The organism is Wolbachia endosymbiont (group A) of Myopa testacea (genome assembly GCF_964027115.1).
Lineage (GTDB): Bacteria > Pseudomonadota > Alphaproteobacteria > Rickettsiales > Anaplasmataceae > Wolbachia.
In genome coordinates this window covers 220,929-237,267 of record NZ_OZ034729.1, presented here as the reverse complement: position 1 = coordinate 237,267, position 16,339 = coordinate 220,929, and the positions used below count along the sequence as shown (strand labels likewise).

9 protein-coding genes and 1 tRNA gene are annotated in these 16,339 nt (G+C 35.9%); 2 read left to right on the top strand and 8 right to left on the bottom strand.

Annotated features, from left to right (window positions below; translation table 11 throughout):
- Window positions 1–626 precede the first annotated feature (626 nt).
- Together ppdK and AAGD91_RS01100 are read right to left on the bottom strand one after the other, a co-directional pair.
- The gene (gene ppdK, locus AAGD91_RS01105) at window positions 627–3,308 is read right to left on the bottom strand and encodes a pyruvate, phosphate dikinase (protein ID WP_341821478.1); all 2,682 of its coding nucleotides are present in this window, start codon (window positions 3,306–3,308) and stop codon (window positions 627–629) included.
- A 361-nt stretch (window positions 3,309–3,669) separates the two neighbouring features.
- Window positions 3,670–5,025, bottom strand: a complete 1,356-nt coding sequence (locus AAGD91_RS01100) for a phosphomannomutase/phosphoglucomutase (RefSeq protein ID WP_341821185.1) — start codon at window positions 5,023–5,025, stop codon at window positions 3,670–3,672.
- 137 nt (window positions 5,026–5,162) lie between these two features.
- Here AAGD91_RS01100 and AAGD91_RS01095 point away from each other — a divergent pair, with 137 nt between their 5' ends.
- Window positions 5,163–7,496, top strand: a complete 2,334-nt coding sequence (locus AAGD91_RS01095) for a hypothetical protein (protein WP_341821184.1) — start codon at window positions 5,163–5,165, stop codon at window positions 7,494–7,496.
- Window positions 7,497–8,114: 618 nt separating this feature from the next.
- On the opposite strand, the gene AAGD91_RS01090 is transcribed toward AAGD91_RS01095, so the two are convergent.
- From AAGD91_RS01090 to AAGD91_RS01065, 6 genes are all read right to left on the bottom strand, one after another.
- Window positions 8,115–9,407: a cbb3-type cytochrome c oxidase subunit I gene (locus AAGD91_RS01090; protein ID WP_341821183.1), complete on the bottom strand. Its 1,293-nt coding sequence runs from the start codon at window positions 9,405–9,407 to the stop codon at window positions 8,115–8,117.
- Between the two features lie 185 nt (window positions 9,408–9,592).
- Window positions 9,593–12,046, bottom strand: coding sequence for an endopeptidase La (gene lon, locus AAGD91_RS01085; RefSeq protein ID WP_341821182.1), 2,454 nt, complete (start codon window positions 12,044–12,046; stop codon window positions 9,593–9,595).
- A 15-nt stretch (window positions 12,047–12,061) separates the two neighbouring features.
- Window positions 12,062–13,339 carry an ATP-dependent Clp protease ATP-binding subunit ClpX gene (gene clpX, locus AAGD91_RS01080; protein WP_341821181.1) on the bottom strand — a complete coding sequence of 426 codons (1,278 nt, stop codon included), beginning with the start codon at window positions 13,337–13,339 and terminating at the stop codon, window positions 12,062–12,064.
- Entirely contained in the window at window positions 13,339–13,965 is a 627-nt protein-coding gene (gene clpP, locus AAGD91_RS01075; protein WP_341821180.1) for an ATP-dependent Clp endopeptidase proteolytic subunit ClpP, read from the bottom strand. Before clpP ends, clpX begins: the two co-directional genes overlap by 1 nt.
- Before the next feature lie 11 nt (window positions 13,966–13,976).
- On the bottom strand, window positions 13,977–15,311 hold the full coding sequence (tig, locus tag AAGD91_RS01070; RefSeq protein WP_264688507.1) for a trigger factor: 1,335 nt from the start codon (window positions 15,309–15,311) through the stop codon (window positions 13,977–13,979).
- A 158-nt stretch (window positions 15,312–15,469) separates the two neighbouring features.
- Window positions 15,470–15,551: transfer RNA gene (locus tag AAGD91_RS01065), tRNA-Leu, on the bottom strand.
- Between the two features lie 140 nt (window positions 15,552–15,691).
- On the opposite strand from AAGD91_RS01065, the gene AAGD91_RS01060 reads away from it, so the two are divergent.
- Window positions 15,692–16,288 (top strand): BON domain-containing protein, encoded by a 597-nt coding sequence (locus AAGD91_RS01060; RefSeq protein WP_341821178.1) that lies wholly within the window; start codon window positions 15,692–15,694, stop codon window positions 16,286–16,288.
- Window positions 16,289–16,339 lie beyond the last annotated feature (51 nt).

Genomic DNA, 16,339 nt, shown 5'->3' with positions numbered 1-16,339 from the left:
TCGACAGAGATAGTAAAAGACTAGCTAACTCGGGGATTCTTTGTCTTTTTTTCTGCTTAGTAAGTTTCTTAAACATTTGCAGCGTAGGTTAGTTGCAATTAAAAGCAGCTGAATTTCGCTTGTCAAGCGTTTAAAACATAAAAAACGCCAATATTTTAAAGCGGATAATAACCACGGGGCTTCTTTTACTTTTTTTTTCGCTTGGTAAATTTCTTAATATTTATAGCAACATGAACTGGGCAGGAAGGTGTCATTCCAGTGCTCCTTTTTTTGTCATCCCAGTGCCCAGACACTGGGATCTAGCTAAGTTAGTGAGTGTAAAAGTAGCCAACCTTACGTTAAAACACAACGTTCTTGATGAGATTGCATAAAAACTGGATTCCTTACATCATAGAGGCACTGCCATTATAGAGTGAACCAGTGTCTGGGCACTGGGATGACACCTTCTTGGATGGAAACCAGTGTCAGCTACTTTCATGACACCATGACAACCGTCATCCCGCTACTTGTTAGCGGATGAGATACCGCGGCGGTATGACGGTTAAGTAGGGTGTCATTCCAGTGCTTGACACAGTTGTCTAAGTGAGGAAAGTCACCAGTGGTTATATTATTGCTATATTTCTCACTTACCCAACAAACTTAGATTTTACACTAAACTGTGCTGCCACTAACTTTGCAACCGGTACTCTATAGGGTGAGCATGAAACATAATCCACCCCTGATTCGATGAGAAACTCTATAGATTTTGGATCTGCTCCATGCTCTCCACATATACCTAGTTTTATTTCTTTTCGGGTTTTTTTGCCTCTTTCAATGGCTATCTTGATTAACTCCCCTACCCCTTCGATGTCAAGCACTTCAAATGGATCATTGTCAAATATATTGCTTTCCTTATAAGAATCGAGGAAATTAACTGAATCATCTCTTGAAAGTCCCATGGTTGTTTGCGTTAAATCATTAGTGCCAAAACTAAAAAACTCTGCATGTTTTGCTAACTTATCAGCAATCAGTGCTGCTCTTGGTAGTTCTATCATCGTTCCAATTGAATAAGCCTTGTCTGATGTCATTCCAGCGCGTGACGCTGGAATCTGCGTCTGGATTCCAGCTGAGATGACAGAGGATTCTTTCTTTGCTAGCTCGCATATCAGAATAAATTCTTTCTCATTCATTATAAAAGGGATCATGATCTCAGGCTTGATTTCTACACTTTTTTCCTTTTTTAGCTCATTTGCAGCACTAAGTATTGCCCTAATCTGCATGCTATATATTTCAGGATGAGAAATGGCAAGTCTACAACCTCGATGGCCAAGCATTGGGTTCTTTTCTGACAACTGTGCTATTTTATTTTTTACTGATTCAACTGACTTACTAAGTGATTTGGCGATTTTTTCTATAGTAGACTGATTATTGGGTAAAAATTCATGTAAGGGTGGATCAAGCAACCGTATAGTGACTTCCCTACCCTCCATAATAGAAAATATTTCTTTGAAATCAGACTTTTGCATTTCTTCCAGTTTAATGAGCGCATTTGCCCTTTCATTTTCATCGTCAGCTATTATCAACTTTTGAATGAATTCGATTCTATCACTAGCGAAAAACATATGTTCTGTGCGACATAAGCCTATACCTTCTGCACCGAATTCTTTTGCAATTTTTGCATCTTTTGGAGTATCAGCGTTCGCTCTCACTTTGACCGTTTTGATTTCATCTATCCAGTTGATTATCGTTTTGAATTCTTGCGATAATTCAGGTGAAATTGTAGGAAGAATGCCAAGCATAACCTCCCCTGTTCCTCCGTTGATGGTAATTGGTTCACCTTTATTTACTTTTGTATCCCCCACAGAAAAGAAAGTTCCATCTTTATCGATATAAAGTCCACTTACACTGCAAATGCATGGCTTACCCATTCCACGGGTTACAACAGCAGCATGCGAGGTCATCCCTCCCCGTGCTGTTACTATGCCACTTGCAGCATTCATTCCATTAATATCTTCAGGACTCGTTTCTGACCTTACTAAAATCACTTTTTTACCCTGCTCTGCAGCTTTTTCAGCATCACTTGCACTAAACACTACATATCCAGAAGCAACCCCTGGAGAAGCCGGCAGTCCCTTCCCTATTACTTTTTGGTCACTCTTAACGTCAAGAACTGGATGCAATAAATTGTCAAAAGTTTTTGGATCAATTCTCAATATTCCTTCTTCTTTTGTAATCGTTCCTTCGTTTACCATATCAACTATTATGCGAATAGCAGCTTCAGCCGTGCGCTTGCCAGACCTAGTCTGCAAAATCCATAACTTACCGTCCTGCACAGTAAATTCGATATCCTGCATGTCTTTATAATGCCTTTCAAGTTTTTCACATACCACATATAATTCTCGGTAGACACTTGGCAGCAACTTCTCCATGGTGTTTTCTTGCTCTCCGTCAATTGGCATAGGAGTATAAACACCAGAAACCACATCCTCACCCTGAGCATTAACCAAAAACTCACCAAAAAGCTTTTTTTCTCCAGTTGAAGGATTTCGTGTAAATATCACACCAGTTGCAGAATTATCATTTAAATTACCGAAAACCATTGCTTGCACGTTGACCGCTGTTCCAAGGTTTTCAGGAATGTTATGTATTCTTCTATAGGAAACAGCCCTATCATTTTTCCAAGAGGTAAATACTGCATTAACTGAGTTTAACAATTGCTCTTCAACGTTCTGCGGAAAATGTTTTCCTGTTTTTTCATGTACTATCCTTTTGAAATTGTTAACAATTCTCTTTAAAACATCAACATCAAGATCAGCTAAGCTTTTTGCTCCACTCTTTTGCTGCTTATTATCAACAACATCTTGAAATAGGTGATGGTCAAGCTGTAGTACAACATTGGAGTACATCATGATGAAACGGCAGTAGCTATCATAGGCAAAACGTTCTCCACTTTTTTTTGCAAGCCCAATAACTGTTTCATCATTTAAACCAACATTTAAAATAGTATCAAGCATGCCCGGCATTGAACTAACACTACCAGAGCGTATTGAAACTAATAAGGGGTTATTTAAATCCCCGAATTTACAACCGATGTCATTTTCGAGCATCGCCATGTAGTTTTTAATCTCGTTACGTAGGTCGTTAGACAATTCATTATCCTGACAGTAGGCCTGACAAACAGAGGTGGAAATTGTGAAACCAGGTGGAACAGGAATGCCAACATTGCACATTTCTGCTAAATTTGCTCCCTTTCCTCCCAGCAGATTTTTCATTTCTGCATTGCCTTCGCATTTACCCTGGCTAAAGTAATGTATTAACTTTTCCCCCATCATTTTCTCCGGATTTTCACTGATAAACACATTGTACATATAGTTCCAATAAACCTGTGAGGACTTGAAACCTTAGGATAATAAATTTTACAAAATTTGGCAACAACGTTCCTTCTGGCAACATCAGTAAAGTTAACAAAAAAGATGACAAATTATTATCAATAAGAATATATAATATAAAGATATATTTAAAAATTTTTTTATGGCTCTTTCTAAGTTTTTCAACCCTAAGAATAATGGTGTGCTGCAGTAACGAACAAAGTAATGTTTGTTTTATTGAAGATGAAGGAAGGCCCTTCGAAATCGGGTTTCAGGAGCAGCCACCCTAAGTGGCTCTATTTAAGAGATAGGGTTAATTTTTCTATGAGCAGCTACAATTTAAAGACCTTGCTTCATCAATGTAATGGAACAAAACCTTTTTAGTAAGTTCAAAACCTTCTAAAGTCTCTCCTTCGCATCTTGCTGTAATGCAGTTTTGTGTATTTGATGCTCTAAGGAGCCACCAACCTTTATTATCGTTATCATTTACCTTAACACCGTCAAGATCTGAAAATACAATATTTTGCTTCTCTAGTGTTTTCTTTATTGATTCAATTATTTGAAATTTTTTCTCATCTTTCACTACAATCTTTACTTCATGAGTGATATATAACTTCGGTAAATCCTCAATCACCTGAGATAAGCTTTGGTTTTTCTTAAGCAAAATGTCAACTGCTTTAACAGCAGAATATAGCCCATCATCAAAACCTAGCTCAGAAAAGAAGAAGTGCCCGCTTAACTCACCAGCAAACTTTGCCTCTTCCTCTACCATCTTCTTCTTAACTAGTGAATGTCCAGTAGCGCAGGTAATAACTTGCCCTCCTAACTTACTAACAAAATCATGCACCTTCATACTCATTTTTACGTTGGCAATAACTTTGCTTTCTGGATATTCCTCCAGCACTTCACGTGCAAAAATTATAAATAAATGGTCATTGGAAACAACGTTGCCTTTATTATCAATTAAGCGCACCCTATCGCTATCGCCATCTAGCGCAATGCCAAGATCACATCCATATTCGTTCACAATGTCAATTAATTGAGCGAGATTTTTTTCCTCTATGGGATCTGGATCATGCAGTGGAAATGCCCCATCTATAGAGTTATTGGTTACGATATGCGTATGACCAGGCAAGATCTTTTCAATACACCTTATAATTCCACTTGCTGGACTATTTCCACAATCCCAGGCTATTTTTAATTTCTGTGTAGTATTATTCTTCACTGCACCTTTTAATATGCGAATGTACTCACCATATATATTTATGTTAATTAAGCTTCCAATTCTTGTACTGTTTTTAATTGGACTGCTTATAATTTCCTTCATTTCTTGATCTGAGAAGACTTTTTTATTACTAAAAAATTTAAAGCCATTATATTCGCTGGGGTTATGAGAGGCAGTTATTATGATACCAAGATCCGCCTGCGTGATTTGCGTTGCAGCGTAGAGCATAGGTGACGAGCATAGTCCAACACGTATAACATTTGCTCCAGATAAAGTTAAGCCCCTGATTAATTCTCTTTCTATACTTGGTGAATCTATCCTGCTGTCGTAGCTGACACAAACATTAGCTACGGTTTGGCCAAACTTTCTGCCTATCTCGTACCCATCATTAATCTGCAAATCTTTGCCTACTATACCTCTAATATCGTATTTTCTTATAATGCTATTGTCCATACTGCACTGCTTAAGGAGTAACTACTATATAGCATAGTGGACAAGTGCTCAAGTTTCTTCTTTATTTACCCACATAATTAGTTGATTTTTTAATCAAAGTTGTTAGTATTATAGTATATTTCTAAAAGTGTAAAATTATGCCATGGGAGAACGAAAGTGTATTTATAGCTGAAGGTCAAAGTTTAGATGTAGATGAACAGAAGAAAAATGATATTCTAAGTGTCATTGAATCTTGCAACGATCTTCAGGATTTTATTAAAAGACTGGAGGAAGAAAATTTAATCTGGTACTTTATTGGTCCTTTACGCAAAGATGAGGACATTACAGGACAGATAAATTTAAAGTGGGAAAAGGAGTTCCAAAAATTTGAGCAATCAATAAACACAATGCATAAAGAACTTAAGTCGTCTCTGCCTGGTCAAAATTTCTTAGCGTATTCAACAAAAGATAACGACTTCAAAATTAGATTTGAAAATGAAGAAAAACCAATAGAAATTAGCAATATTTTAAGAGCCAGCAGAGAAGGTAAGGTTTATAACATATCTTTAGAGAAAGATAGTCAAATAACTGCGACCAAAAAAGGCAGTGAAAGGCACTATGATTTTACTGGTTCAAGCTCATGTGAAATGACCATTAACTGTCAGGCTAAAGATTCTGAAGGTAATAACATAGACTGTAGCATGACCGTAAAATTGGATTCTGGTGGTATAAAAAGTGTCATTGGTGAGCCAAAGTTTGGTGATTTAAAGTTCACACCAGAGGAAACAAAAGATAAAATATTAAAATTAGTTGAGCAGAATAAAGAAGTTTTTATCAATGGAAAAACTCTGCATCAAGCTTTTACTGACATGTCCAGGAGTGTAGACGATCAGCAAGTACCAGCAGAGGAAATATTTACAAAAGATCCACATATATCACCACAGTCACCTACACCAAGCAGCAGTGGGTATTCCTCTCCTAGCACACCTTCTTCACGTAGAAGTTCTTTCTCTAGTGTTAGTGAATTTAGTGATGAAGATGAAATATTTGAGGATGATATGTCTAGTGATGAAGAAGAGCATGAACAAGAAAGAGCAAAAGGTGAAGTAGACGAAATTGAGGAATTAGAGAAAGAAAAAGAAACATTTGCTAAATATTTTGCAGCGCAGGCAAAGCAGCTTGAGGATCTAAGATTAGAACGTGACTCCTTGAGAGATAAAGTTAATGAACAACAGCGAGCGATATTTGAAAGAGATCAAAAAATAAAGGAACAAGATGCTTCTATTGAGTCACTTATAGAGAAACTCGAAAAATTAGAAGAACTTAATCAAAAGATAGAAAAAGAAGGTGATACACAAATAAGCGCATTAAGTGAGGGAAAGCAAACTGGGGAAGAAGAAGCTGAAAGACTTAAAGCTGAATTGAAAAGGATGACGCAAGAATTAGCTTGGAAGGATCAAAATATTGAGCAGTTAACACAAAAGATAGAGAAAGAACTACAGGATAAAAATGATGTAATAAAGAGCTTAAATGATCAGTTGAAAGACAAAGAAGATGAAGTTCAATCAGTAAATGGGATAAACAAAGAACTACAGAAGAAATTGAAGCAAAGTGAAGCTAATTTAACTGTACCAGAGGAAAAGAATGCAAATTTGGAGAATGACCTGAAGAAAATAGTGGAAGATTTAAAGGATGATCATGAAAAGCAGTTGGCAGAACAGTTGATGGAAACAAAAAAGGAAAACAATACATTGGCTGAAACGGCGAACCAATTGTCTAAAGAATTAAATGAATTACAGAGAGAAAAGGAAGATTTAGAGAGGGAAATTCGACAACTTGAACCCGGAAGATCACTTGCAGATGAGCTAAGCGAAGAAAATACGAAGGGGGAAATAGAAAAACTTCAATATCAACTTAAGGAAAAGGAAGGGATGTTAACGTGTACACAGGAAGAGCTGGCATCTGTCAAAGAGAGTCTAGAGCAACTGCAGAACATATTACAGCAGGAAAAAGGTCAGGCAACTCAAACTGAAGTTGAATATGAAAGTAGAGGAACAAGCATGCAGCAGCAAGACCAAGTTACACAAGCTGTAAACAACAACTCAAGCAGAATAGCTAGTGGGTTAAGACAAGAAAACAAAAAATTGACTAGAGACAAACTAACTATATCTGAACAATTAAAACAAAAAATAAGAGAGATTGACGAGTTAAAGAAAAATTTAAAGCAATTACAAGAAGAAAATAAACAACTAAAACAAGAAGTTACTAAAAATGCAGGAGTTGATACACCATCTTCAACAGGTCAAAAAGAAGCTAAAGAAGCAGAAGTTATACCGCAAAACATTATGGATTGGCCTGTTCCAATTCCAGACGATAAACCGGAAGAGCAGAAAACTCCATTAGAGCCAATCAAGGTAAATACAGAATTATCAGATCCAAAATCAATCCCCGCTGAGGATCCAGAAAAATCTCCTCCTCTTTCAAAAGGATGAGTTTTGCTTCTATTGTTAACTATAGCTAAGACGTCGTACCGCCATGGCGCTAACACGTAGCAGGATGACGAGGTTATCGTCATTCCGCCGCAGACCGTCATACCGCGATTCATTCGCGGTATCTCATCCACTAACACGTAGCGGGATGAAGGTTGTCAGGGTAGCTGTCATCCCAGTGCCCTGACTACTTGGATCCAGAAAACTTAACTTTAAATAAGTGGCTGCATAATAAAGACTAGATTCCAGCGTCACGCGCTGGAATGACACCATTTTCGGTCTCTTAAATTGCTTTAGCTACAAACATTAAGAAATTTACCAAACGAAAAAAAGGCAAAAGAAGCCCCGTGGTGCGAGTTTTGACCCTATAATAATTTAAACTGGCGCTGTAATAATGTGCTAACGCTTAAAATAAGCGCGATTTGGCTGAATGTAGAAAAAATTTAAAAGACATGCAGCCGCTATAATTTTATGTAATCCGCCAAAAAATACCCTAAGTTTTTTACTGAATTTTGTCATTGAGCCTGCAGGTCAAAAACAAGTTTTGAGTCATAAATACCCTTATTGTCATAATAAGGGGCCTGGCGGAGTTTGTCAAGTAAGTTTTTTCGTTTCTATGGGTTAGTTGGTACGCGCTTTGCCTTTTAACAGATGTAAAAGCACAATTATTACGAACAACATTCCACCAATAACTGATATAGCTCCACCCGCAATAAAACAAGCACGTGCCAACATTGATGAAATACTTGGCAGATCTGCAACTTTTCTTAAGGCACCATATCCACCAAGCCATACAAGTCCATTAATATGGAGAAAATGCCCCACACTGTACGCATAAATCTGTAATCTTACCATGGAACTTTTTACCTCTTTAAAGTTTAATTTAGGTAACAGCCAATAAATGAAATTCATAAAAGCTATAGTGATCCCAACTACAGAACCATGATAATGAGCGGGAATGGTGACATTTCCTTCAATAGTCAGCACTCCAAGCACATTTCCATAAATGAACAATAAAAATGAATGTAATAAATAGTTGCTTTTATCATTAGTAAAAGTCCTGATGTTACAGCACATTAATATTATCAAAAAGCACGGCAAAACTGCTCCAGCAATTCTCATATGCCAAGTAAAAAACTGTATTAACTTGGCGCTATCAATTGGATAAACAAAATATACAAACGGTGCACCTATAGCCAAAATCGTGTTTATAAACAGCGGTAAAATAGTAATTTTATTGCTTGAAGCTAAACTAACATCACTGATTATTAAATACACTAAAAACATTCCTTGAGTAAAAGCAAACTGCAATAAATGTCCGCCTCCCCAAAAGAGATATTCGTAAAACAAATTCTTATCTGAGTGATATAGACCTGGAGGCATATTTTGATATGCTAAAACAAAGCAAAGAAATGACGAAACAAGTGTAATAACCAGCCCAACTTGCCCCACAGAGAGAAATGAAACCTCTTTTTTTGATGTGTATGCTAGCATTGCATTTACTAATATACTGGTGGTAAACAAACCAAGACCAAATAAGAATAATTTGTTTTGTAACAAGGGAATATAGTTACTTTTGATAACTTCAGTGTTTGGAACGAATGCGGATATAAACATCAGCAGCATCGAAAGGGTTGATAGAACCCATGAAAAGTTAAACCAATTATTGGTATTTTGTAGGTTTATAATAAAAAGCAGAGATATTATAGAGCACATCCACACCAAAATTGACAAATTCACGTGTATCACCAGCGCATTATCAAAGATATATTGTGCAGAAGGAACGAGAGAGGAGATAAAAGGCAATCGTAAAAAAATAACAATTATTGACAACAATCCAGAGCAAGCAAGGGCACATACTGCTAAGAATATCCACTGTTTGCAAAGTGTAGCGTTATTTTGTATGTTGAGCATGGTCATTTTCTCTTTTTATTTTTGATTGATAAAGTATTATAATATAAAGCGCTATAAATTTTTCAAATTAATTGGCATTGATGAATAATATCACAGCAAAGCAGTTCATATCCTTATGGAATGCACAAGTTAGTGGATTTTTGCCGGACAAAAGAGAAATGGAGATTGTATAATATCTTCTTAATCTAATGCTTCAATGTTTCCGACATAGGAAAAGTATCATCTTTATTTTCTATAGAGGAAGGTACACTATTTTGATTATCATCACCATCAATTGGAGTAGTAGGGTGCATTAAAGCAACTTTCATAACTTCATCAATATTCTTAGCAAAAACTACGTTGATCCCCTCTTTGATGCTTGCAGGAATCTCTTGCATATCTTTCTCATTTTCACTTGGTATAATCACAGTTTTGATTGATCCTCTGAGCGCTGCAAGTAACTTTTCTCTCAAGCCCCCAATAGCTAAAACTCTACCACGCAATGTCACTTCGCCTGTCATAGCAACATTTTTGTTAACTGGTATATTTGTCATAAGAGAAACAATAGACGTACATACCGCGCCGCCAGCAGAAGGGCCATCTTTTGGTACAGCACCCTCAGGTACATGCAAATGTATATCATTATTTTGGAATTTTTCAGGCTTTATACCAAAAAACAAACAATTTGATCGAATATAACTATACGCAGCTTTTATAGATTCTTGCATAACCTCTCCAAGCTTTCCTGTGTATTTTATTTCTCCCTTGCCCGGAATTAGGACTGATTCTATCATCAAAATATCACCACCTGTTTCAGTATAGGCAAGCCCAGTTACTACTCCCACTAAACTCTCATTTTCTGCAATACCAAAGGTATATTTACGTACCCCTAAATAATCTTGTAAATTGTCAACCCCTAAGGATATTTTCTTATTTTTATCAGTCAATATTTCTTTAACTGCCTTTCTCATGAGCTTTGCAAGCTCCCTTTCCATACTCCGCACACCACTTTCACGTGTATATAAACGTATCAACTTGTATAACGCCTCATTAGTTATGTCCCATTCCTTCTGATACAAACCATGCTCCTTCTTTAACTTCGGAATAAGGTGGTGTGTAGCAATACTGATTTTTTCATCTTCAGTATACCCGGACAATTGTATAATTTCCATCCTATCACGCAAAGGATGTGGCAAATTTAAGCTGTTTGCCGTAGCTACAAACATTACACTTGAAAGATCAAACTCAACTTCCAAGTAATGATCCGTAAAGTGTTTATTGTGCTCAGTATCTAAAACCTCAAGTAATGCAGATGCAGGATCGCCACGCGAATCAGAACCCATCTTATCTATTTCATCAAGCAGAAAAAGCGGGTTGCATGAATTAGCTTTTTTCATATGTTGAATAATTTTACCAGGCATTGAGCCAATATAAGTTTTCCTATGCCCTCGTATCTCGGACTCATCACGCACACCACCAAGAGCTATGCGAACAAAATCTCTTCCTACTGCTCCTGCCATAGACTTAGCTAAAGAAGTTTTACCAACACCTGGCGGTCCAACCAAGCAAAGTATAGGACCTTTTATCTCTTTTACTCTTTTTAATACTGCTAAAAATTCTATTATCCTATCTTTTACTTTCTCTATGCCATAATGATTTTCATCTAAGATTTTCTTAGCTGCATTTAAGTTAATTTTTGCATCTTTGTACTTTCCCCACGGCAAATCAAGTAACCAATGCAAGTAACTAGATATAACTGTAGCTTCAGGAGAAATGGGATTCATTTTCTTGTATCTCTTCAAATCAGTTATAGCTTTCTCTCTTGCTTCCTGAGAAAGCTTTGTTTCATTTATCTTTTTTTCAAATTCATTGAGTATATTCCCTTCATCACCATTCTCAAATTCGTCTAATTCTTTCTGTATAGCTTTCAATTGCTCGTTAAGGTAGTAAACTTTCTGAGTGCTTTCAACTTGCGATTTAATTGTCTTATATAAACGGTTTTGTGCGTTCAAAATACTTATTTCTCCCTCAATAAAAGCAAAAGCTTTTTTTAAACGCTCTTTTGGGTCATAAGCCTCAAGTATGCTTTGTTTATCCGATACTTTTATATTTAAATGTGAAGCTACCGTGTCTACAAGTTGATCAACTTCTTTGATTTGATCAATGGGGTTAATGGCAACTTCAGGCTGATTTTTCTTGTTTAGCTTACACCAGCTATCGAACGCGTCTATAACAGATCGCCTTAAAGCTTCTAAATCAATATTGTCTTCATCTTCTTTATAATGATTGTCTAACTCTACCCTGGCTTGTAATAAAGTATGAGAGCTAATATATTCTACAACTCTTCCCCTTCTTATCCCCCGGATTATAACTTTTACTGCATTGTCAGGCAATTTTATTAATGGTTGTATAATGTTTGCTAACACACCTACTTCATAAAGATCTTCTGGCTCCGGACTATCAACAGAGCCATCTTTCTGTGCTACAAGAAAAATCTCATTCTGGTGACTACTACTACTTGTTGCATATTCTAGTGCATTAACAGATTTTTCTCTGCCTATGAATAAAGGCACCATTATATTTGGAAAAATTACTACATCTCTTAAAGGTAATACTGGCAATGCAGTAAAACTAGAGCTCACAGCACGTTCAATGTTCATAATATATGCCTCAAATTAATCATTAACCGTTATAACATTGCCATTATTATTATGATTAACCGTTGCTTTTCCTAATTCTACCATTTTCTTAGTGATTACTATAGTGCTACCTTCAAAATCTCCGTTTCCAGCTGTATACATAACGTCAAGCAAAAGTGACTCCAAGATAGCACGTAACATTCTTGCACCTGTTTTATAGCTTATAGCCTTTTTAGCAATAGCTGATATTGCTTCATCTGAAAACTCAAGGTTTACTTTGCTAAACGCAAGCAATGCTTTGTACTGTTTTATTAGTGCATTCCTTGGCTCTGTCAACACATGTATTAAATCTTCATGATCCAACTCATCTAAAACAGCAGTTATTGGAACCCGCCCTACAAATTCGGGTATTAAACCGAATTTGATTAAATCTTCAGGTTGAACATCATGTAAAGCATTCTTTTTCTTTTGCTCTTTAGACTGACTTATATCTGCTCCAAAGCCAACTGACGTTCCCTTTTTTCTCGCTTCAATAATCTTATCGAGGCCTTCAAAAGCTCCTCCACAAATAAATAGTATGTTACTAGTATCCACTTGTATAAACTCTTGTTGTGGGTGTTTTCGCCCTCCTTGTGGCGGAACATAAGCAACTGTACCCTCCATAATCTTAAGCAGAGCTTGCTGGACCCCTTCACCTGAAACGTCACGGGTTATTGAAGTGCTTTCAGATTTTCTTGTAATCTTGTCTATTTCATCTATAAACACTATACCACGCTGTGCTTTTGCAACGTCATAATTTGCAGCTTGTAATAAACGCGACAACACGCTTTCTACATCATCACCCACATAACCTGCCTCAGTTAAAGTTGTCGCATCAGCCATAGCAAATGGCACATCTGAAACTTTAGCAAGTGTTTTGGCTAGCAAAGTCTTACCAGAACCAGTGGGACCAATAAGCATTATATTTGACTTCTCGATTTCAATATCACTTATAGCATGAAATTGTACCATGGATTGACAATGGTTATACATAGCTACAGATAAAACGTGTTGCGCGTGTTCTTGACCTACAACATGCTTGCTGAGAAAATTTTTTATATCCTCAGGTTTCTTTAGTAATAGCTTCATATCAGATATACGATCTGAATTAAAAGATCTATCTTTCTTTTGACTTATTGCTTTATGGGATAATTCTATGCACTCATTACAAATAAACACCTTTAAACCATCCGAGGAGTTAGTAATCAATTTATCTACTTCATCTTGCGCCTTGTTGCAAAAAGAACAGTAGTTTAAATCATTATTGTTATCCATTAACCCACCTTTTGTTTAACTTTAATATTTTCAATTTCAATATCTGTACGCTCAGCTATCACCCTGTCAATTAAGCCAATTTTCCTTGCTTCTTCAGGATCCATGAATTTATCTCTTTCCATCATTCCTTCAATTTTCTTCAGTGAATTTCCAGTATGTTTTTCATAAATTTGATTTAGTTTTTTCTTAACTCGCAAAATTTCATTAGCATGTATTTCTATATCAGTTGCTTGACCATGATAACCACCAGATGGCTGATGTATCATAATTCTTGAATGAGGTAGAGAGTAGCGCTTACCTTTTGTACCAGATGCAAGCAATAAGGAACCCATAGACGCAGCTTGACCTATACATAAAGTTGAAACGTCTGGGTTTATATACTGCATTGTATCGTAGATCGACAAACCAGCAGTTACAACACCACCTGGTGAGTTGATGTACATACAAATGTCTCTATCGGGATTTTCCGATTCTAAAAATAAAAGCTGTGCTACTATTACACTGGCCATGTTGTCCTCAATAGGACCTGTTACGAAAATTATTCTTTCTTTCACTAGTCTTGAATATATGTCATAAGCGCGCTCACCGCGACTAGTTTGTTCAACTACAATTGGTATAAGAGTCATACCTTTTCCTATTAAATATTACCAAACAATTCCTTTAATTCTTTCACAGAAATAATCTGCTCTTCTTTACTAACTTTTTCTATTATATAATCTGTCACTTTATACTCAAGCGCTTGCCCTCTAACTAATTCTTGAAATTGTTTATTTGATTCAAAATGCTTAAGTACTCTGTCAAACGGTACATCCTTACTGACATATTGATTTACAATAACATTCAAAACATCATTTTGAGTTAATGATATTTTATTTTCTGCACTAAATTTCATAAATAACATAGCAAGCTTTACACGTTTTTCAGCTTCTTTACAAGAATCATTTTGAGCACCCAGTTCTCCTTCCATTCTTTGTTGCTCCTGTTTTACTATGTCTGTGGGTAAATCAAAACTATAATTAGCATCCAAATAATCAAATAGCTCCTTTTTAATTAAGAGATTTCTCATTTCGGTGCACTGATCACCAATCATTTTTTTTGCATGACTTATTAGCAAAGAATAATCTTTAAAACCAATACTCCTAGCTATTTCATCATCATTTTCAAAATCTTTGGCAATTTGAATCTCATTAACTCGCACAGAAAAATCAGCTTCCTGTCCTGCAAGGGAAATGGCTTGGTAATTTTCAGGAAATTGCAACTTAAAGTCCTTTGTTTCTCCCTTTTTCATACCAGTTAATTGATCTTCAAAACCATTAATAAATGTGCCAGACCCTAAATTAACGGCAAAATTTTTGCTACTTCCACCCTGAAAGAGCTTATTCCTAATCCGCCCTTCAAAATCAATTATCAATTTATCCCCATCTTTCGCTTGATAAGAAGCATCATCAACAGAGGCGAAATTGGGGAACTTTGTTTTAATAGAATCAATAAATTCTTTTATATCTTCTTCTTCAATCTTTGCTTCAATTTTCTTTAAGTTTATTTTGTCAAGATCTATCATCGGTACTTCAGGCATCGACTCAAAAGATAGCTTGTATACAAAATTGCCCTCCTCATTTTCTTTGCCCAGATCTGGTAATGATATAACATCAACCTTAGGATAAATGTGAGACTTGACTTCAATTTTTTTCATCAAATCACTTGAGCAATAATCAATTGTATTATTTATCACATATTCCAAAGCTTCGTTTTTATAATTTGCAACAACAAGGTCATAGGGCATCTTTCCAGCCCTAAATCCAGGTGATTTTGCATTTTCTGCTATCTCTTGCAACCTGGAATTTACCTTTTGTTTTATATAATCACTACCAACTGTGATTTCATACTCATACTTTAGTTTATCTATACTAAGCTCTTTGTAGGTATATACGCTACTTACTTCGACTGTATTTTGAGGTATATTATTAGACATCATAATTCGTTTATTAACATTTTAATTCATATCTTAATAGAGTCATTTTACCAGAATTTAAGTTAAACACAATCCTTAAGAACAGGTTTTTATACAAACAAAAGTGTATTCAGTGATTATAAATTTTCCCTTAAAACCTAAGTTACATGACTTTAAAGTGCGGATAGAGGGACTTGAACCCCCACGAGCAAGCTCACCAGGACCTAAACCTGGCACGTCTACCAATTCCGCCATATCCGCAAGAAATTTTCAGTACCCTATTATAGGTATTCCATTAAAAATATTCAAGGTTTAAAGTCTTACTTAATTTATAGTATTTACACAATCAAAAAAGCTTATTAACATTTCTTAATGAAAGCTCTAAATCCTGAAAATCAATAATGAGATTAATAACAAGCTTCTTACTTGCAATTTTTTTGATTACACAAAGTGGTTGCACAACCCTTATAATAGGTGGTGTGGTGGCTACAGCGACAGCAACAGCAATAACAATGCAGGACAAATCCTTGGGAAATATCATTGATGATACGACTATGGTCATCAGAATTAATAAGGGGCTCTTAAAACACGGGCTATTTTCATCCATAAAAGTTAAAGTAATTGAAGGAAGAGTATTGCTCATTGGAAGTGTTGACACTCCTGAAAAACAACTTACAGCAGAAAAAATAGCTTGGCAGCAAAAAGAAATTAAAGAAGTGATAAATGAAATAAGAGTAATACCAATTCAAATGGCTTCCATGCTAGACACTACTGTAGATGGCATGATAACAGCGGCAATAAGAACAAGACTTCTGGGGAAAAGAAATATTAAATCAATTAATTATAGCGTTAATACGGTTGATAGAGTTGTTTATTTGATGGGTATAGCCCAAAATAAAGCGGAATTAAAAGCTGTAATATCAATTGCAAGAAAAGTAAAGGGAGTAAAACAAGTTGTAAGTTATGTACGATATAAGTACAGTAAATTACGCCATTAGGCAAAAATCGCCTTCAAATTATAACATTTGTACAGTTGTGACAATAGGTAG